A 19,636-nucleotide genomic window follows, 5' to 3' on the forward strand; every position below is an offset into this window, starting at 1 on the left:
GGAGGGAACCTCCGAACAGTTCGCTCCGCTTTTACAGCAGTTTGCGACTTTATACAATACAAGAAGTTAAGGTCTTAGAGAGTACAATTAAGCTTTAGTTGTACTTTAATGACTCGCAAACTGCTGTAGCTTGCCATAGAAAGTTTTACACACAAAAAACAATTATGTAAGCTAAAATAGAACCATGCTAACCATGACCTACGAGTACAAACTGCAACCGACTCCTGAACAGATTGCCATCATTGAGCAAACTCTTGATGTGTGTCGTTCTGTCTGGAATTTTGCGCTAAGGCAGCGCAAAGATTGGTGCGCCTCTCGTAAGTCCCCTGTCAATGCTTGCTCCCTCAATTGTGAATATATCATTTCTGCTGATGAGCCTTTCCCAAATTACCATAGGCAAGCCAAGGAACTAACCGATGCTAAAAAGCAATATCCTCAGTTAAAGACAGTCCATTCTCAAGTTCTTCAGCAAACTTTAAGAACTTTGGACAGGGCTTGGGATGACATGAGAGCCAGGGGCTTTGGTTTCCCTCGCTTTAAAAACAAGTATCGTCTGCGTTCGTTTGTCTTTCCACAGTTGGGGAAAGACCCCATTAGAAATGATGCTCTGAAACTTCCCAAACTAGGATGGGTTAAGTGGAGACTATCTCGACCAATTCGGGAAGGGTTTCAAGTGAAGCAAGCCAGGGTTGTTAGAAAAGCATCTGGTTACTTTGTAGCTCTGTCACTACAGTTAGATGTTGATGTCCCTAGTCCTATGCCTCATGGTCATCCTAGAGGGTTAGACTTAGGATTTGACAAGTTTGTGGCTACTTCCGACGGTGAGGAGATTAAACGGCCTAGATTTCTTACGACTTTACAGAGCAAGGTTGAATTACTGCAACGTAGGTTGAAGAACAAACAGAAAGGGTCAAATAATCGACACAAGTTAAACCAGAAAATAGCTAGGCTACATCAGCGTATTTCCGATACTCGCAAAGACTGGCATTTTAAGTTAGCTCATCATCTTTGTGATGGTACTGGAATGATATTTGTAGAAGATATAAACTTTGTCAGTTGGCAAAGAGGAATACTATCAAAACATAGTGCTGATGCTGGCTTTGGCCAGTTTGTCAATATTTTGGAGTGGGTATGTTTTCGGAGAGATGTCTACTTTGCCAAGGTAAATAAAGACGGCACATCCCAGACCTGTCCTAACTGTGGCGCACACACAGGAAAGAAAACTCTAGATATCAGGGTTCATTACTGTAATGAGTGTGGATATACAACTACAAGAGATGTAGCAGCTTCTCAAGAGATAAGGAATCGTGGAATCTTTGCGCTAGGGCATAGCGTAGTTAAAAATGTCTGTGGACTGGAAGCGACGGGGAGTATTGTTCACAATACTCTAGTTGGCACAGGACGAAGCAGAAAACTAGCATCGTGAGGTGTTAGAATCCCTCGACTCCGTCGACGGGAGTATGTCAACAAATAATAAACGACTTGTATTCTTGCCTTTCCACATTTTCCACACTCCCCCAAACCAAATATTGATACACCCAACTCGAAAGTGCTATATGTTCCCTCTCATTTATTCTGATATATTTCTCAACCACGATACAGGAAGCTTTCACCCCGAATCTCCTCAAAGATTAGAAGCCATTGTTAATGCTTTGAAAACCGTTTCTTGGAGCGATCGCTTAAAATGGCAACCACCCACAACTTTAGCTAAACGAGACCCCCTACCTTACATCAGAAATCATCATAACAACGAGTATATCCAACGAGTTGAAGCGATCTCCTCTAACGGAGGGGGATTGTTAGATGGAGATACCGTTGTGTCTCCCCAAAGTTATCAGGTTGCTTTATTAGCGGTGAATGCTTGGTTAGATGGGGTTGATACTGTCACTCAAACCCAGAAACCGGCTTTTGTTTTGTCTCGTCCCCCTGGCCATCACGCGGTCCAAAAAACCGGCATGGGGTTTTGTTTATTTTCCAATGCTGCGATCGCTGCTAATTATGCTCTACAATCTCAGGGAGTGCAACGAGTGGCTATTTTGGACTGGGATGTGCATCATGGCAACGGAACCCAGGCGATCGTTGAAAATAACCCGAGTATTGCCTATTGTTCTTTGCATCAGTTTCCTGCTTATCCTGGAACCGGACGCGCTAATGAAATGGGACAGTATGACAATGTGTTAAATATCCCTATGGCACCAGGAAGTGACTTAAAAGCTTATCAATTAGCCTTTTCTGAGAAGGTTATACCTTTTTTAGAAGCATTTAAAGAGGATTTATTAATTGTTAGTGCTGGTTATGATGCTAATCAAGCGGACCCCTTAGCTTCTATTAACCTTCAACCTGATAATTACGGTGTTTTTACTCAACAATTATTAACCATAACCTCTTCTGTTTTATTTGGCTTAGAAGGAGGTTATGATTTATCAGCTTTGGCTGACTCTGTTGTTGCAACAATTCAAGCTTGTTTTTGATACTAATTTTCATTAATTATTGTAGGGGTCAACGGCCGTTGACCCCTACAGCAGTTTTCATTTACATAGATTAAACCTTAAAATATCAAAATTCCCCAGATTCACTCAATTAAAAACTGCTTCATTTATTAAGAAGAAAAACAATAAAATATAAAATAATCATTGGTTGGTGCGTATAATCTTGCAGTGCAAAGGCGAGATTATAGGGAGCATCCCATTTTTGCCAAAAACTTATTCTTGGAGTTTGACGGGGAGAGGGGGCGATTGGGAGACGGGGGGAAATTAATCAGATCAACTATTATCAATCAAGGACAATTTGCAACTTTGGGATGCTCCCAGATTATACGCTTTTTGAATCCTCCTACAATCTACAATTCCTTGACTTTAGGAATAGGTAAACTTTTGATTTCTGAGGATTTATTTACGAAAAAACCCTGAAAATAAAAAAATATATATCCTAAATTTAAGTATATTAAACGATACCAAAGAGCTTAATTTTTGGTATAAACGTTATGCAAAATAATTTTCTTAAACTCATAGGCATGGATAGCTAAGGTACTACTAACCGTAGTTTAGAAAGTTAAAGAATTTTCTTTTTTTCTTGCCATGATAATTAAAAACACAGAAAATTTCCTAACTAATTTGTGTACTTTTATAAAATGATAAGTTATCTCATATAGTTGGGTAAGATTAATTAAATTTATTTGTGCTTACTTGTAATTCCACTATATGATGTATGTTTTCTCAACCTATTAGCGTATTAATTATAGATGATGATCGACAAGATAGATTGACTCTTATACACTATCTAAGCAGACACAATGAGCAAAATTATCAAATCTTTGAAGCATCATCGGGAAAAAAAGCATTAGAAACACTGACGACAGTTAAAGTAGATGGGGTTATCTTAGATTTCCATTTATCAGATATGAATGGTATTGAATTTCTTCAGAAACTACAAAATCATTTTTTTTATAGTAACTTTGCTGTAATAATATTAACAGAATTTGGTAATGAATCTGTGGCAATGGAAGCTATAAAAAATGGCGCACAAGATTACCTAATCAAAGAAAATTTAACCCAAGAAAGCTTACAAAAATCATTATATTTAGCGGTTGGCAGAGTTAAACTACGTCGAGAATTAGAAAAAAGTGAACAAAAGTTTCGAGGAACTTTTGAACAAGCAGCAGTGGGTATTTATCATATTAATTTAGTCGGACAATTTGTACGACTTAATCAAAAATTTTCTCAAATTACAGGGTATTTTTCAGAAGAAATAAAACAAAAAACTATAGAGGAAATTATTTTTTATGAAGATTTCCCCAAGTATCAAAGGCAAATACAAAGACTGTTAAATCACGAGACACAAACTCTTAGATTAGAACAAAGGTTACTGAGGGGAGATGGCTTAATTATTTGGATAAATATAACAGTTTCTATTATTAATAAAAAAGATGGTAGTCCTGATTACTTACTAGGAATCGTAGAGGAAATTCAAGAAAGAAAACAAACAGAAATTAAACTGAAAAAAGCCAATCATAAATTAAAACAAATTGTCGGACAATTAGCCAAACAAAATCAGGAACGAACCCTACTAAGTCGAGTTAGTCAATTTCTACAATCTTGTAACAGTATAGAAGAAGCGTACAAAATTTTAGCCGATTTAATTCAACCCTTATTTAGTGATTGTTCCTTGGGAATTTACCAACTTAATGAGCAGCAAACTTTTGCAACGTTAGTATCATCTTCGGGAGATTTTCTTAACAGTAAAAAAGAATTTAGATTCTCTGAATGTTGGGCATTAAGACAAGGAAAAGCCCATTATAATGATATTAATCATAGTCAATTATTTTGTCCTCATGTGGAAACAAATTTAATGACTCGAGCAACTTTATGTTATCCCATTGTTGCCCAAGGAAAAACTTTAGGCATTCTTCATATAAGTGCTACCGACCAAACTAAATTAACTCCACAAACAGAAAATTTAGCCAAAACAGTGAGTGATTATCTGACCTTATCTTTGGCTAATTTAAAATTACGACAAGACTTAAAAAATCAAAGTATCAGAGATTCTTTGACAGGATTATATAACCGTCGTCATCTTTATGAATTTCTGGACAAAGAAATTAGTAAAGCGCAACGACATAAGAGCAATATTGGTATTATTTTGATAGATATTGATCATTTCAAAAAAATTAATGATATAGCAATAGACAGGCTAGTTAGGACACATAAATTATATTTTAAGGGAACAGGGAACAGGGAACAGGGAACAGAAAAATGTCCTAATAGCTTTGGCGACTGCTATAACTATAATCATGGTTTCGGGGATGTGGTTTTAAGAGATATGGGAGAATTTTTAAGTAATAATATTCGAGAATCAGATATTGCTTGTCGTTATGGGGGAGAAGAGTTTATTTTGATTTTTCCCCATGCTAATTTAGAGAATACTCATAAACGGGCCGAAGTTTTGAGAAAAAAGATAAAACGTCTTCATTTTCGTTTTCAACAACATCATTTAGACTCTGTTACGGTATCCATTGGTGTTGCTAATTTTCCTCGACATGGGTTAACTGGAGAAGATGCAATTCATTATGCTGATCTTGCCCTTTTTGAAGCTAAAAAACAAGGACGCGATCGCACTGTTATTTACACTGAAGAGTTATCAGATAACAGCAAAGATTGAACCGTATCTAAGTCAGGTAAAGCAGTTTGTGCGCCTTCTTTTGTGGTAGTTAAAGCTCCAGTTATTGTTCCCCATTTGAGGGCTTCTTTTAGGGGTAAACCTCGATCTAAAGCAGCAGCTATTCCCCCATTAAACCCATCTCCAGCACCAACTGTATCGACGCTTTTAACCTTGATAGATGGGACAAAAGCTTGCTCAGTTTCTGTGGCGTAAAATGCTCCTTTTCCTCCCAATTTAATTACAACAATTTTGATACCTTTTTTGAGTAAAATATTAGCTGCTTTTTTGATATCTTCTTCATTATTTAAAGGAAAACTAACTAATTTTTCTGCTTCGTTTTGATTGGGGGTAATAATATCAATTAAAGGGTATAAGCGATCGGGTAATTTTTCGGGAGCAGGTGCAGGATCTAACATTACTGTTATCCCTAATTTTTTGGCTTCTCTCGCTGCCATTTCCACTGCTCTTAAAGGTATTTCTAATTGTAATAATAACAGGCTAGTTTTAGAGAGAATTTTCTCTAGACGGGTGATATCAGATTCATCAATATTGCCATTGGCTCCAGGAAGGACAACAATAGTATTTTCCCCCGATGTTTCTACATTAATCATCGCTACTCCTGATGAAGTTTTCTGATCAATAAAAACCCCTTGAGTATTAATGTTAAATGATTCTAATCGCTTCAATAATTCTCTCCCAAAATTATCACCCCCAACCCGTCCCACAAAATAGGTTAAACGCTCTAATTTTGCCGTTGCAACCGCTTGATTTGCTCCTTTTCCCCCAGGTAAGGTAATAAAGTGATCGCCAATAACCGTTTCTCCAGGTTTAGGGAGATGGGGCGTTTGGGTGATCATATCCATGTTAATGCTGCCAAAAATAACAATACTCATAAATACTCGGTGGTAAGTCTTAATTTAAACTGTGCTGTTAACGGTAGAGTCTTATTTATATAATTACCTCTTCCTAAAAGGAAAGAGAATTGAAAAAAGGTAATGTATCTTTTTTCTCCTTGAAAGAAGAGGTTTTTCACAGAATTAGACCCCGTTGTTAGCGACGGGTTTTATATCAATCATCTGTTGATAAAGGAGGCTCAAAGGAGTAATTACGTTCGGAAATTGCCTTTTCGATAAGATTAGGATCATAACTACTCAATTCCAAACTTTTCGGTTGATAGTTACCAGCAATTAATTTTTCCCAGACTGATGAATGTAAAGTAGATCCCGAGGGAACTGTACGACATTTTTGGGGAAACTTCAAGACTTTTTTCTCCTCCTCATCGTTAAGATCCCAAATAATTCTTGGTAAATATTGAATTAGCCACCATGTCCCAATTAATGAATTATGAAGCTTAGCAGTAGGTATATCTTTATTGATATTTTCCCTAAATATTCTGTATTGATCTTCATTAATTCTAAGGTCGTGTTGACAGGTCAAAGCTTCTTCGATCATCCATTCAAGGGCAATTTTAGCCAGTCCTGATTCATTTTCATCAAATCCTCCTCCTACATCACCATGAACTCCAGCAAACCACACTTGTTTTATATCTTGACTCGAAGATTGTCGATTTCCCGAAAGCATTGGTTGGAAAAAATTACGTCTTTCATCAATAGATATAGCATGACGAACAATATCAACACTTTCGTTGTCAGTAGTATGAGGCAGAAAAATAGGATTATAGATCCATCCAAAGCTTTTAACACAATCCCAAAGTCCTAAAAAATGAATTCTACATTCTCTACTGTATGTTTGCTTAAATCTCTTCATAAGATCCTTCTTCTTCTGGTCGTTAGGCTCAGAGCGATACAATTTCATTGCATAAGGAATCAAGTTTTGACAGCCAGAGTCTAACAAACCAAAACTATGAACAAAACCGGCTAAGGCTCTCGCTGTATAAGCTCCACGACTAAATCCAAAGATAAATATGTGATCGCCATTGTTATAGTGTTCCATGAGGTAAGAATAAGCTTCCTCAATGTTCTGAATAATACCCCTACCAAAAGCCAATCCCAAAAAGCGAGTTATATTTTTCCCAATGGGGGTTTTGAAATTGGGATCACCCAACGTTCCCACGCCAGGATCATAATAAGCTAACTGAGACTCTGAATCTTTCTCAAGCAGACTATATAATCTGACAATATTGGAGTTGTTTTCTCTAAATTGGATTCCTGTTCCATCCAGACAGATAACAATATTTTTTCCGTTTTGATTAGTCATTATTGTTAATATTATTTCAAGAATTATCTGTCCCAATTTTAACCTAATTTCGAGTTAAGCAAATTGAGTTTTTTCCTAAAAGATAATAAACTATACAATCATAGACAAAACTAAACATTAATATCTAGAAATTATCCTAAAATTCTTCTGTTCCTTTAGCATATTGTTGTTGATAAAACTTGGCATAACGGCCTTGTTTTCCTAATAACTCATCATGGTTGCCTGACTCCACCACTTGACCCTTTTCTAAGACCAAAATACAATCAGCACTGCGGACGGTACTTAAACGGTGAGCAATGACGAAAACGGTACGATTCTTCATTACCCTTTCTAATGCTTCTTGTACCAACGCTTCTGATTCAGAATCAAGGGCCGATGTTGCTTCATCTAAGATCATAATACGAGGATTTAATAATACGGCTCTAGCGATCGCAATTCTTTGTTTTTGTCCCCCTGAGAGATTAACACCCCTTTCTCCTAACCAAGTTTGATACCCTTGAGAAAATTGACTGATAAATGAGTGTGCGTTGGCAATTTTTGCAGCATTTTCGATTGCTTCATAATCTAATTCTTCTTGGCCATAGGCAATATTTTGAGCAATAGTTCCTGAGAATAAAGTGGTTTCTTGGGGAACAATCCCAATTTGTCGGCGTAAACTTTTTAAACTAACCTCTTTAATATCAATTCCATCGATTAAAATTTCTCCATCTTGGGGATCGTAGAAACGAGGCAGTAAATTAACTAATGTTGTTTTCCCTGCACCAGAGGAACCTACCAAGGCAATAATTTGTCCCGGTTCTGCTAATAAACTCAATTTTCTGAGAACTGGTTTATCTAATTTATAAGCAAAACTAACGTCAGAAAATTCTACTTTTCCTGTAACTTGTGGCAGTTTTAAACTATTTTCTGTTTCCTTAACTGTGGGTTTTTCATCCATCAGTTCAAAAATGCGATCAACCGATGCTTCTGCTTGTTTGAATTCATTATAATTACTTGTCATTAAATCGATAGGATGTAACAAAATAGCAACCGCAGCTAAATAACTAACAAATTCTTCTGATGCTAAATTACCCTGAGAAATTTGCCATCCTCCAATAAAAAAGAGGGACATAATACTAACTGCTTGTAAGAATCCCACTACAGGATATTGGGTGGCTTTTAATTTCTCTGCCCTATATCTTGCCCGACGATTTTGTTTAGCTTCTTGTGCAAATCTTTTTACTTCATAATCTTGTGCAGCAAAAGCTTTAACCACACGAACACCACTAAAAACCTCTGTTAACAGGGCAGAAAGATTAGAAATTTGATTTTGACTACGACGAGATAATATTAATACTTTTTCGCCAAACATACTCACCAAAGTAGCCATAAGAGGGGCTAAAATTAGACTAGCAATAGTTAGTTGCCAGTTTAGATATAACATATAAGCAGGAATGACAATTAATTGCAGTACATTAGATACAAATTGATGGGATAATTTGTCTACAATTTCGCCAACTTTGTCAATATCTGCTGTTAAACGGTAGGTTAAGTCCCCTGTCTTGGCAACTTCAAAATAATCGAGTCCCAGTTTGTGTAAATGAGCATAAACTTTGTTACGAACACTTAACACCATTTCCAAAGAAGCATCGATCATAAAGATATTTTGCCCGTATTGAAAAATCCCCCGAACTAAAAAAGCTAAAGTTCCTAAACCCAACCAATAAGCAACTTTTTCTAGATTACCTTGTCCAATATTTAAAGAAACTTGTCCTGCTAAATAAGGTAAAGCTAATGTCACTAAAACAAAGCCTAAAATACATAAAAACCCTTTTAATAATGACGGCCATTCTGTTAATAAATAAGGTAATAATCGCCACCAATTTGATCTTTTTTTCATTATAATTATGAATTTAGCAAAATTAACTTCGTATTGTAACATAAAAACGTCTATTTGATGGAAAAATTGAAAAATTTGGGAAAAATTAATATAAATAATAAGGACATAATACTATTATGTCCCTACAAAAAACTTATCACTGATGACGGAAAAAATAGGAGTAAACTATTAAATTTTACCCCTATTTTTAAGATCAATTAATGATGATGATGATGTCCATTCCCGTGATCATGATGATGATGGTTAACATCTAAATTACCCACTGCTAAAGTAGGATTAACTGTTAAAGCTTCTGCTGATAATAACTCTGTAATGTGTTTATCTGCCCATTGTGCAGCCATTTTGCAAAATTCTGGTTCATCATTAACACAAGGCATTTGTACATAAGTAACATCGGAATATTTCTTATGTAAACCATGAATAATGTGTTCTACATCCAAGAGAGTTTCATGATTTTCTGTAGCAAAACCAATAGGCATAAATATAATTGCTTTTGCACCTAATTCCATGAGATTTTTAGCAGCTAATTCTGCGTTAGGTTGTGTCCATTTAATCAAGGGAGTTTGATGATTTAACCAACCTACAGAAATCAAAGGATAACGATGAATCAATCTTTCTCTAACTAATTCATATAATATCTGACTTTCATCAATTCCTGATGTAAATCCTTTCGCTTCATGGGGACAACCATGATTTAATAAAATAATCCCAATTTGAGAAGGAAGGTATTTATCGGCTAAATCTTTCTTGATTTTTTCTTCTACTAATTTAGCCATTAAATCTAAGTAAGCTGGTTCGTTATAAAAAGAGGGAATATAACGTAAACCTTTTAACCAATGGGCATCACCTTCTGATAAAGATTCTAAAGCATTATTAACCTGTTCAACAGCAATACCACTGGTGAAAATAGAGTCCACCACTAACAACGGATAGATTAATATTTTTTCAAATCCTTGGGATTTAATTTCTGTTAAAACTTGCTCAGGTAAAAACGGTTTACAGAAGTTAAATGCTTTAAAAACTTGAATTTTATCGCCCCATTTTTCTTGTAAACTCTTTTCAATAGAAGACCGTTGATGCTCAAAAATATGATTATGAGGAGAAACAAAATGATCGTGTTGATGTTGCCATTCATGGAGGTCAAACATAGCCAATAACTTAGCTAAAGGAGGATAAATCCATGTGGGAACTGGAGCAAATTTGGCCGTCAATAAATTTAAAGCTTGTTCATTATAATTCGCAAAATCTTCATAACTTTCAACTTCACCATAACCCATCAACAAAACCGCTACGCGATCGCTTTTATTGGTTCCCTCAACAGGATGAATGTGTTGTTTATCTGGCGTTGCAACCATATTTGTTACCTCAATGATAGTTTAAAACGAAAGCAATTATGCGGTGGATATTCCCTAAATGCCCCCTATCCTACAGTATAAAATACCTTCCCCTGGGGGGGGACATAATATAAACTCTGTCTTAATAATGTACTGTGGGGATTGTGGGGAGTATGGGGACTGTGGGGAGTCCAGTTGAAAATTGCTATAGTGAGTCTCAATCTAACTCAGAGGACAAGGCAATGGTAGGATTAACGTAAATGATTTAATATTTTAAGATTGTGAATACTCCTGTTTTAAGTTCAACCTTTTTTCTCACCCTTCTGTTGATGGTAGGGTTATTTTTCTTTATTCGCGCTTCGGTTAAGGATCGTACCGAACAAGTTAAACTGATCTCAGATGTCCCCAAAACCTCTTTATTAGAGCAACTCAAAGACTATTTTACACAACGGGCCTACAACATCACAGCCTCTGATGCCGGTCAAGATACCATAACTTTTGAAGGGTTAGTACGCCCCAGTTGGTTTTTAGCAATTTTTCTAAGTATGTTAGCAGCATCAGGACTTTTTTGCTTAATATTAGTTCTATCCTTTGTTTATCCTGCCCTAACTCCCTTATTTATTGCCCTAGAACTTCTCTCCCCCATCGCTGGAATTTTTTACTGGAAAAAAGCCGAAAGAGTAGAAACTGTTTCCTTTTCCCTGGAAAGTCTGAACCAACAAGGATCACACACCGGTAGTCTTTTAACTTTAACAGCCCATCGTGACGAAGTGATCCAATTAAAACAAACATTCCCCCTCAAATCGGCCAATTGAGATATAATGATCTAGCGAACAAAAATCCCCCTGAATGGCGGTGGGGGATTTGGTCCTTTTTTTGGTTTAGTCGTCTTAACCAGTAACAGCAGGAGTCTTTGTTTGCGCTTTAGGCACTTGCGGCTGGTATTCTTTGAGACTGGGAAAGAGAAAATGGTTTTCTTCAACGTATTGCGCGCCGAATAAACCCTTCTCTGCCCAGAAGTATCTATCAGTGGTGTGTTCGTTTCGTCTTACAATAAGTAAGGCCGGCGGTTGTATCCCAATGGCGTGAATATACTTTCTAGCGGCTGTAACTGGTTTATCCTCGCCACTTTCGATATTATACTGGGGTACAAGTTCGAGAATTTTCCGGCCTTCCTGGCGACGACGACTCTTCCGTTTGCGCTTTCTTGCCAACCTCATTACCTCCTGTTTAGACTACATTTATTTGTAGTCATAGTTACAAAATCCGAGGTCATTATATCCCTTTAATTTCCAAAAATCAAGCATTGCTTACATAAATGTTAAGTTTTCATAATCTTCTCTATGCCAGGCCAGACATGCTATTGTAGAGTTTATTATCCTTGAGTACCATGATTTGTTGTTACAAAACTTAATTATTTGTTACAAAGATTAATATAAAGTTTTTTTTCTTATGTTTTCTGCTACTGCTAGTATTCCTGATCCCAGTCAAGACTTTATCGCTTTATGTCACTCTCAAGTGACATTGTTAGCCAAAACTTTGCAAGCAGAGTGGAGTGCAGTTTATTTAACCTCAGAAGAAGAGGGTAAGGCAGTTAATTTAATTCCTGTGTTGATTTATCCTTTGAGAGAGACCATAGAGCAACCTACGCAGTTGAGGGAAGATAAACAGGAGATAACCCTATCTAACTTATCTAAGGGTTTATCTAGTAATCTTGATCGCTCTTTGATTGTCCCAGAAAATGAGAAGATTGAGGCTAAAGATTATCAGATTGTGTTACCTTTAGTGTATAAGGAGGCTGTTTTAGGTGTTCTGGTGACGTACAGAGAAGCCTATCCCTGGCAACCAGAAGAATTTAGTCAAGTTCAGCAAATAGCAGATACTTTAGCCATTGCCTGTTTATTGGATAAACGTCGGGAGTGGTACGAAAAACAACTACAACTACAACAGTTACAAGAACAGCAACAACGGGATCGTATTGATGATTTATTTCATCAGTTGAGGAACCCTTTGACCGCTTTAAAAGTGTTTGGGAAACTATTATTAAAGCGTTTGGGTACTGATGAGCAGAGTCGTTCCATTGCTACTAATATAGTACGAGAAGGGGAGCATTTGCAAGATTTGATTAAAGAGTTTGAGGGTTATGAAAACTCCCTCAGTAATGAGGAGGAAGTGATTACCTTAAACACGGAATCTGTGGCAGTTTCTGAACAGAAATCTTTATCTTTGCCTCCTGAAAAGTCTTTAACTTTGACTCAAGTTTATATTTGGGAAGTCTTAGAAACAGTTCTGATATCTGCGGAGTCTATTGCTGAGAATAAAGGTGTTGATTTACGAGTTGAAAAAACTGAAAATTTAGAATCTGTATTAGGAAACAACTTGGCATTAAGAGAAGTTTTTAGTAATTTAATTGATAATAGTATTAAATATACACCTGCATTGGGAGAAGTAACAATTAAATTAGGTTTATCTAAGATAATTGATGATAAAAAATATCAAGGAATCTTAATTGAAGATACAGGTTATGGGATTCCTATTGAGGAGCAAAAGCGTATTTTTGAAAGGCATTATAGAGGAATTCAAACCAATAGTGATATTGCAGGAAGCGGTTTAGGGTTGGCTATTGTTAAAGAAATAATTAGCCAAATGGGAGGATTAATTGAGTTATTTAGTCCAATTTTAGAAAATGATAGAGGCACAAGGTTTATTATTTGGCTGGTTAGTAATTAAATTTTTAATTGCTGAATGTTCCCTGATAACTGTTATATTAGAATTAGGAAACTATTTTAAGTTATTACTATGACTCAAGCTCAAAATACTGAAACTTCATCAATAAAATACGGGGAACGGGAAATTGAAGCAGGAAAATTAGTTACTTTTCCTAATCCTCGTATGGGTCGTCATTATAAAATTAATGTTACTTTACCAGAGTTTACTTGTAAATGTCCTTTTTCTGGTTATCCTGACTTTGCAACCTTATATTTAACTTATGTTCCTAATGAAAAAGTTGTGGAATTAAAAGCCATTAAATTATACATTAATAGTTATCGCGATCGCTATATTTCTCATGAAGAGTCCGTTAACCAAATTTTAGATGATTTTGTAGCAGCTTGTGACCCATTGGAAGCAACCTTAAAAGGTGATTTTAACCCCAGAGGTAATGTTCATACTGTGATTGAAGTGAGTCATAAAAAGAGTTAATAATTAACAATGGATAATATGGATAATGGATTAATTAAATAATTCTGGTTTGAAGCCTCCCATTTTAAGGAAAAAAAATTTTGCCTTTAAAGTCAATCCTCTCACTCTTAGTGAGAGGTAATTATTAATTGTTAATTGTTAAGTCCTTAAACTTAGGTAGACATTTTCAAGTTTTTCAGAAAGAATGTAATTAAATAAGCTTAATTTACATTACAAGGAAGTTCTTTAAATGTTTAACTCGATAAGAAAAATAATTGAATATCTGTTAATATTTTTGTGGGAACCTAAAACTTTCACTATTAGTTGGATTGAAAATCTTAATAATATTCAAAAAACTTTGTCACCTTTAATTGTTATTTATGCAACTTTTGTAGTATTATTTGGGTTCATTAGTTTTGGTTTTGGATTGTATAAATCTTATAAAGAAAATGAATTATTACCTAATTATAGCAAAGAGAACATTGATAGTTTTCTAGGATATATTTTTTTCAATACAGGGCTTGTTTACTACATTTATGCAATTCTGCAAGGGCATCAGATAAATTTGGTAAAGTCAGTTGTCTTTTCTTTAACTATCATCGCATTGATATTATTTCCGTCACTTACTATTATTATTAGTTTGGCAATTATCATTGCCTTTGTCTATGGCACTATTTATTTGATTAAATCGTTCACTAATGACACAGATATCTTGGTCACTCTTAAAAGAGCAAAAAGATGGCATTGGAATGTTTCTTTTATTCTCAATTCAACATTTAATTCAATATTAGAAATACGTAAAAAATTTGGTTCTGGAATATCTATACTATTGTCTATTGGTTTTATAATTTGTTTTGCCATAGTTGCATTATATGTTGGTAGAATTTATGTTATTAGTATTTGTACATTTTACAACTTCTCAGTTTTAAGTTGGTTTATTATCATGTTTACCTATAGTGTTATATCCTTAGTCATTAGTCTAGTTTTGCTGTTATTAATTAAGTTAAAAAAAAACTCTACCAAACTTATAGTGGTTTTCATTAAGTATGTTTGGTTAGACTTATGCTCAAAAGATTAGCAATTATTTAGATGCCAAATTGATCGAAAATTGTAGATTGTCGAAAAGCAGATTGCAGATTGAGTAAATACAAGCCTTTTATTTCGATTGGTAAATCTAAAATATACCCCTATTAAATCAACAATAAATCTAAAATATAAAATCTACTTGGAGATAGTTTATCAAAATTTTATTTTGTATGTACTGCTATCTAGATAACCGCATATACATGATAGCTAATTTAAGAAAATAGTTCTTGAAACTAATTCTAAATAGTTTAGTGATTGAGCAAGTAAATTATTAAATAAGATTTATGCTTGTAAAAAAAGATCCCAAATGGGTTATATAGAGGGATTAGATAGATCCATTTGTCCTTCTTTTTATGTTAAAATGTAGGGTGGTGAGCGATAAAATAAGCTAATTAAAATTAATATTGGGCTTTTTTGTCAAAAATATAAGAAAATCATCCTCTAAACTATCCTTGTTAACGGAGTTAAGACACTTATGACCATCCCTCAAGATAGAATTATCCCCACAGACTTGAGTAATGAAATGTCCCGTTCTTATTTAGAATACGCCATGAGCGTTATTGTGGGACGAGCATTACCCGATGCCAGGGATGGTTTAAAACCGGTTCATCGTCGCATCCTCTACGCTATGTATGAACTGGGTTTAACTCCCGATCGCCCCTTTAGAAAATGCGCCCGTGTTGTCGGGGAAGTATTAGGGAAATATCACCCCCACGGTGACACAGCAGTATATGATGCCTTAGTGCGCATGGCCCAAGACTTTTCCATGCGTAGTCCCCTCATAGAAGGCCACGGTAACTTTGGTTCGGTGGATAACGACCCCCCCGCAGCCATGCGTTACACAGAATGTCGTCTGCAAGCTTTATCAACCAACGCCTTACTCAGAGATATTGAAGCAGATACAGTCGACTTTGCCGATAACTTCGATGGCTCGCAACAAGAACCCATAGTATTACCAGCCAGAATACCGCAACTTCTCCTCAACGGTTCCTCCGGTATCGCCGTAGGAATGGCCACCAATATTCCCCCCCACAACCTGGGAGAATTAATCGACGGGACTATCGCCCTCATCCATAACCCAGAATTAACAGAAAAAGAACTAATTAAAATCATCCCCGGCCCCGACTTTCCCACCGGTGGACAAATATTAGGTCGTTCCGGCATCCACGACGCTTACCTCAGCGGACGGGGTTCCATTACCATGCGCGGTGTAGCGGAAATAGAAACCATCGAACAAAGAGGCCGCCCCGACAAAGAAGCCATTATTATCACCGAACTACCCTATCAAACCAACAAAGCAGGTTTAATTGAACGCATCGCCGACTTAGTTAACGATAAACGCATCGATGGCATTTCTGATATTCGGGATGAAAGCGATCGCGACGGAATGCGAGTGGTGATCGAACTGAAACGAGACGCTTACCCCAGAGTTGTCCTCAACAATATTTATAAACAAACCCCCGTACAAGGTAATTTTGGGGCGAATATGTTAGCTTTGGTCAACGGTGAACCACAACTGCTGACAATAAAAGACTTTTTACAAGTTTTCTTAGAATTTCGCGTCGAAACTATCACCCGTCGCACCCAATACGAACTGAGGAAAGCAGAAGAAAGGGATCACCTCTTACAAGGTTTACTGATCGCCCTCGATAACCTCGATGCAGTTATTCAACTCATTCGGGGGGCTGCTGATACCACCACCGCTAAACAAGAATTAGTAGAACAGTTTGGCCTCTCTGTTGTGCAAGCAGACGCTATCCTGCAAATGCAGCTACGTCGTTTAACCGCCCTAGAAGCTGAAAAAATACACGCCGAACACGAAGAATTACAGCTAAAAATTGCCGATTTAAAAGATATTTTAGCGCGAAGGGAACGCATCGAAGCCATTATCGAAGAAGAATTAACCCAGATCAAAACTATTCATGCTACACCAAGACGCACCGAAATAGTTCATGATGACGGAGAAATAGTCGATACTGACCTCATTGCTAACGAACAAGCAATTATCCTCCTCACAGAACAAGGTTACATCAAACGGATGCCAGTAAGTACCTTTGAGGCGCAACAAAGGGCTACTAGAGGGAAAGCAGCAGCCAAAATTAAAGAGGATGATGTAGTAGAACACTTTTTAACCTGTTGCGACCACGATCAAGTCCTCTTTTTCAGCGATCGCGGGGTTGTCTATGCGGTCAATGCTTATCAGATACCGGCATCTTCTCGAACGGCCCGAGGGATACCCATTGTCCAGATGTTACCCATTCCCAAAGATGAGAAAATTACCTCCATTGTTGCTGTTAGTGAGTTTAGTGACGATGTATTTTTAGTGATGTTAACCCGCAACGGTTACATCAAAAAAACTGCCCTCTCTGCCTTTAGTAATATTAGAACTAATGGACTAATTGCCATTTCCCTTGGAGACGGAGATCAACTGCGATGGGTGAGACTAACCAGAGAAGAAGATAGTATTATTTTGGGAACCAGTAACGGAATGTCCATTCATTTTCAGGCCGATAACCAACAACTGCGACCTCTGGGACGGGCAACTCGAGGGGTTAAAGCCATGAAACTCAAAAAAGGTGATGAGTTGATTAGTATGGATATATTAACTGCTCAAGTTACCGCAGGAATGGCAGATACAGAGGAAGATGAAGAGATTGTAGATAATGAGAATGAAGAGTTAACGGAAGCAGAAACCACTGCTGGGCCTTGGATCTTAGCTATTACTAATGGAGGTTATGGGAAACGGGTTCCTATTTCCCAGTTTCGCCTACAAAAACGCGCCGGAATGGGAGTCCGGGCGATTAAGTTTAAGTCAGACAGTGACTCTTTAGCTTCCCTGCGTGTGGTTAATGCAGAGGACGAATTAATGATTGTTTCCAACCGAGGGATTATTATTCGTCAAGCGGTAGATGCTATTTCTATGCAGTCTCGCGCTGCTACTGGGGTTCGGGTACAACGGTTGGATAGTGAAGATGCGATCGCAGCAGTTGCTTTAGTTCCTCCGGCTCCTGAAACGGAAGGAGAAGAGGAAGCAGAGGAAAGTACGGAAGAGTAAGATGGTGAAAATTGCTGAAAACCCAGTCAATGCAGGGATTTTAGGCGTTATTGTTGGGGATGCTTTAGGGCTTCCCGTACAATTTGAACCGCGATCCTACCGCGATCGCCAACCTGTAACGGAGATGTTTGGTTATGGTGTGTTTAATGTTCCACCGGGGAGTTGGTCGGATGATTCTTCTTTAACGTTGTGTTTAGTGGATGCTTTAATCAAGGTATCCCCAACCCAACCAGAAACCCTTTTAAAACAAATTAGTGACAACTTTTGTCAGTGGTTAAAAGATGGCTATTTAACCCCTTTTGGTTACTCTTATGATGTGGGAGGAACTACAGAACAAGCGATCGGTAATTTATCGCGAGGAAGTTCCCCTTTAGACTCAGGTGAAACAGGAGAAAGGAGTAATGGTAATGGTAGTTTAATGAGAATTTTACCTATTGCTTTTTGTTATCAAAAACTGAGTTTAGAAGAGTTAATTGTATTAACCCATCAAGTGGGAAGTATTACCCATGGCCATCAACGGTCTAATATTGCCTGTGGTATTTATATAATTATGGCCGTTGAACTATTACAAGGAAAAACACCACAACAAGCTTATAAAAATGCTATTCCTATCATTAACCAACATTATCAAGATAAAATATATTCTTCAGAATTGAAGTATTTTCAACGAATTTTACAGGGAAATATTGAAACAGTATCTAGGGATGAAATTGGTTCCAGTGGTTATGTTGTGGATAGTTTGGAAGCAGCTTTATGGTGTTTATTAACCACAGATAATTACCCTGATGCTGTTTTAAAGGCGGTTAATCTAGGAGATGATACGGATACCGTTGCAGCTATTACAGGAGGCTTAGCAGGGATTTTTTATGGTGTACAGGAGATTCCTGAGCATTGGTTAGAACAAATTCCAAAAATTAATGAGATTATTAATTTAATAGAAGGTTTTTCAAATTCTATGGGTTAGTCTAATTAAAAAGTCAAATCATATCATTATGAATCAAAACATACTTTATCAAAGATTAGGAATTGAACCTAAGCAACTTCAAGAATTTTGTATAACAGCTAAAATAACTGAATTCTGTTTATTTGGATCTATTCTCCGAGAAGATTTTAACCCTGATAGTGACATTGATATTTTGGTTACTTTTGACCCTGACTTAAATATAAGTTTTTTACAATTTGTCGACCTTGAATATAAACTCGAAACTTTATTCAAACGCAAGGTTGATTTACTGGAAAAAACAACAGTAGAAAAAGACTTTAACTGGATACGTCGTCAAGAAATTTTAAACAACTATCAGGTAATTTATGAATCGAAATCTATCCTCTCTGCTTGATATTAATCAATTTAGTCAAGACCTTCTACAATTTGTTGAAAATATGGATGAAGAATATTTTTTAACAGATAAAAAAACTCAAAATTCAGTCCTTTATAATATAACCATTATTGGAGAAGCTGTCAAAAAGCTAACCCCCGAATTTCGTGAGCAATACTCTCGTATTCCTTGGAAACAAATGGCACCGAATGAGAGATAAATTAGTGCATGATTATAGACAAATTAACCTTAAACAAGTGTCGAATATCCTTTTCAAAGGCCTCTAGCGCACTATTTACTATGTCTGATTTTGAGTCTGATCTGACCGTATTTACCCATTCAACAAGGGGAGAACTGGGATCCAATTTGATTTCATGGAAAAGCTCGATTCCAGCTTTTTGTATTAAATAAA

The 19,636-nt window shown here is 36.6% G+C and carries 16 protein-coding genes; 11 read left to right on the forward strand and 5 right to left on the reverse strand.

All coding sequences use genetic code 11. The annotated features are described in order from the left end of the window. The first annotated feature begins 184 nt into the window (after positions 1 to 184). The 3 genes from QNJ66_RS03120 to QNJ66_RS03130 all read left to right on the forward strand — a co-directional run bounded on the left by QNJ66_RS03120 (position 185) and on the right by QNJ66_RS03130 (position 5,157). Entirely contained in the window at positions 185 to 1,426 is a 1,242-nt protein-coding gene (locus QNJ66_RS03120; protein ID WP_300502945.1) for a transposase, read from the forward strand. A gap of 130 nt (positions 1,427 to 1,556) precedes the next feature. Then, positions 1,557 to 2,471 carry a histone deacetylase gene (locus QNJ66_RS03125; protein WP_300502947.1) on the forward strand — a complete coding sequence of 305 codons (915 nt, stop codon included), beginning with the start codon at positions 1,557 to 1,559 and terminating at the stop codon, positions 2,469 to 2,471. Positions 2,472 to 3,207: 736 nt separating this feature from the next. Then, positions 3,208 to 5,157: a diguanylate cyclase gene (locus QNJ66_RS03130; RefSeq protein ID WP_300502949.1), complete on the forward strand. Its 1,950-nt coding sequence runs from the start codon at positions 3,208 to 3,210 to the stop codon at positions 5,155 to 5,157. Here QNJ66_RS03130 and rbsK read toward each other — a convergent pair. From rbsK to QNJ66_RS03150, 4 genes are all read right to left on the reverse strand, one after another. Beyond that, positions 5,121 to 6,050 carry a ribokinase gene (gene rbsK / locus QNJ66_RS03135; RefSeq protein ID WP_300502951.1) on the reverse strand — a complete coding sequence of 310 codons (930 nt, stop codon included), beginning with the start codon at positions 6,048 to 6,050 and terminating at the stop codon, positions 5,121 to 5,123. The two genes, QNJ66_RS03130 and rbsK, sit on opposite strands and share 37 nt — an antisense overlap. 175 nt (positions 6,051 to 6,225) lie before the next feature. Further along, on the reverse strand, positions 6,226 to 7,374 hold the full coding sequence (locus QNJ66_RS03140) for a DUF2235 domain-containing protein (protein WP_300502953.1): 1,149 nt from the start codon (positions 7,372 to 7,374) through the stop codon (positions 6,226 to 6,228). A gap of 136 nt (positions 7,375 to 7,510) precedes the next feature. Next, on the reverse strand, positions 7,511 to 9,253 hold the full coding sequence (locus QNJ66_RS03145; protein ID WP_300502955.1) for an ABC transporter ATP-binding protein: 1,743 nt from the start codon (positions 9,251 to 9,253) through the stop codon (positions 7,511 to 7,513). A gap of 197 nt (positions 9,254 to 9,450) precedes the next feature. Next, a complete protein-coding gene (locus tag QNJ66_RS03150; protein WP_300502957.1) occupies positions 9,451 to 10,608 on the reverse strand; it encodes a ferrochelatase in 1,158 nt (385 codons plus the stop codon). Between the two features lie 260 nt (positions 10,609 to 10,868). Between QNJ66_RS03150 and QNJ66_RS03155 the strand changes: the two genes are divergently transcribed. Then, complete coding sequence (locus QNJ66_RS03155; RefSeq protein ID WP_300502958.1) at positions 10,869 to 11,402, forward strand: cofactor assembly of complex C subunit B; 534 nt, start codon at positions 10,869 to 10,871, stop codon at positions 11,400 to 11,402. A 75-nt stretch (positions 11,403 to 11,477) separates the two neighbouring features. Here QNJ66_RS03155 and QNJ66_RS03160 read toward each other — a convergent pair whose 3' ends face one another. Further along, positions 11,478 to 11,801, reverse strand: coding sequence for a DUF3155 domain-containing protein (locus tag QNJ66_RS03160; protein ID WP_300502960.1), 324 nt, complete (start codon positions 11,799 to 11,801; stop codon positions 11,478 to 11,480). A 238-nt stretch (positions 11,802 to 12,039) separates the two neighbouring features. Between QNJ66_RS03160 and QNJ66_RS03165 the strand changes: the two genes are divergently transcribed. The 7 genes from QNJ66_RS03165 to QNJ66_RS03195 all read left to right on the forward strand — a co-directional run bounded on the left by QNJ66_RS03165 (position 12,040) and on the right by QNJ66_RS03195 (position 19,444). Then, a complete protein-coding gene (locus QNJ66_RS03165; protein ID WP_300502962.1) occupies positions 12,040 to 13,317 on the forward strand; it encodes an ATP-binding protein in 1,278 nt (425 codons plus the stop codon). Between the two features lie 69 nt (positions 13,318 to 13,386). Continuing rightward, on the forward strand, positions 13,387 to 13,788 hold the full coding sequence (gene queF, locus QNJ66_RS03170) for a preQ(1) synthase (protein WP_300502964.1): 402 nt from the start codon (positions 13,387 to 13,389) through the stop codon (positions 13,786 to 13,788). Positions 13,789 to 14,017: 229 nt separating this feature from the next. Continuing rightward, the gene (locus QNJ66_RS03175) at positions 14,018 to 14,845 is read left to right on the forward strand and encodes a hypothetical protein (protein ID WP_300502966.1); all 828 of its coding nucleotides are present in this window, start codon (positions 14,018 to 14,020) and stop codon (positions 14,843 to 14,845) included. Between the two features lie 483 nt (positions 14,846 to 15,328). Next, a complete protein-coding gene (gene gyrA / locus QNJ66_RS03180; protein WP_300502968.1) occupies positions 15,329 to 17,908 on the forward strand; it encodes a DNA topoisomerase (ATP-hydrolyzing) subunit A in 2,580 nt (859 codons plus the stop codon). A gap of 1 nt (position 17,909) precedes the next feature. Beyond that, positions 17,910 to 18,872, forward strand: a complete 963-nt coding sequence (locus tag QNJ66_RS03185) for an ADP-ribosylglycohydrolase family protein (protein WP_300502970.1) — start codon at positions 17,910 to 17,912, stop codon at positions 18,870 to 18,872. Between the two features lie 28 nt (positions 18,873 to 18,900). Then, positions 18,901 to 19,245 carry a nucleotidyltransferase domain-containing protein gene (locus QNJ66_RS03190; RefSeq protein ID WP_300502972.1) on the forward strand — a complete coding sequence of 115 codons (345 nt, stop codon included), beginning with the start codon at positions 18,901 to 18,903 and terminating at the stop codon, positions 19,243 to 19,245. Next, on the forward strand, positions 19,217 to 19,444 hold the full coding sequence (locus tag QNJ66_RS03195; protein WP_300502974.1) for a HepT-like ribonuclease domain-containing protein: 228 nt from the start codon (positions 19,217 to 19,219) through the stop codon (positions 19,442 to 19,444). The genes QNJ66_RS03190 and QNJ66_RS03195 overlap by 29 nt, the downstream gene beginning before the upstream one ends. The last annotated feature ends 192 nt before the right edge of the window (positions 19,445 to 19,636 follow it).

It is taken from the genome of Crocosphaera sp., assembly GCF_030064895.1.
Classification (GTDB): Bacteria; Cyanobacteriota; Cyanobacteriia; order Cyanobacteriales; family Microcystaceae; genus Crocosphaera.

Bases quoted from the DNA above. Each gene is read 5' to 3' on its own strand.
- QNJ66_RS03195 (WP_300502974.1), top strand. From the start codon at position 19,217: ATGAATCGAAATCTATCCTCTCTGCTTGATATTAATCAATTTAGTCAA.
- QNJ66_RS03190 (WP_300502972.1), top strand. From the start codon at position 18,901: ATGAATCAAAACATACTTTATCAAAGATTAGGAATTGAACCTAAGCAA.
- QNJ66_RS03130 (WP_300502949.1), top strand. From the start codon at position 3,208: ATGTTTTCTCAACCTATTAGCGTATTAATTATAGATGATGATCGACAA.
- QNJ66_RS03140 (WP_300502953.1), bottom strand. From the start codon at position 7,374: ATGACTAATCAAAACGGAAAAAATATTGTTATCTGTCTGGATGGAACA.
- gyrA (WP_300502968.1), top strand. From the start codon at position 15,329: ATGACCATCCCTCAAGATAGAATTATCCCCACAGACTTGAGTAATGAA.
- QNJ66_RS03175 (WP_300502966.1), top strand. From the start codon at position 14,018: ATGTTTAACTCGATAAGAAAAATAATTGAATATCTGTTAATATTTTTG.
- QNJ66_RS03150 (WP_300502957.1), bottom strand. From the start codon at position 10,608: ATGGTTGCAACGCCAGATAAACAACACATTCATCCTGTTGAGGGAACC.
- rbsK (WP_300502951.1), bottom strand. From the start codon at position 6,050: ATGAGTATTGTTATTTTTGGCAGCATTAACATGGATATGATCACCCAA.
- QNJ66_RS03120 (WP_300502945.1), top strand. From the start codon at position 185: ATGCTAACCATGACCTACGAGTACAAACTGCAACCGACTCCTGAACAG.
- QNJ66_RS03125 (WP_300502947.1), top strand. From the start codon at position 1,557: ATGTTCCCTCTCATTTATTCTGATATATTTCTCAACCACGATACAGGA.
- QNJ66_RS03165 (WP_300502962.1), top strand. From the start codon at position 12,040: ATGTTTTCTGCTACTGCTAGTATTCCTGATCCCAGTCAAGACTTTATC.
- QNJ66_RS03185 (WP_300502970.1), top strand. From the start codon at position 17,910: ATGGTGAAAATTGCTGAAAACCCAGTCAATGCAGGGATTTTAGGCGTT.
- QNJ66_RS03145 (WP_300502955.1), bottom strand. From the start codon at position 9,253: ATGAAAAAAAGATCAAATTGGTGGCGATTATTACCTTATTTATTAACA.
- queF (WP_300502964.1), top strand. From the start codon at position 13,387: ATGACTCAAGCTCAAAATACTGAAACTTCATCAATAAAATACGGGGAA.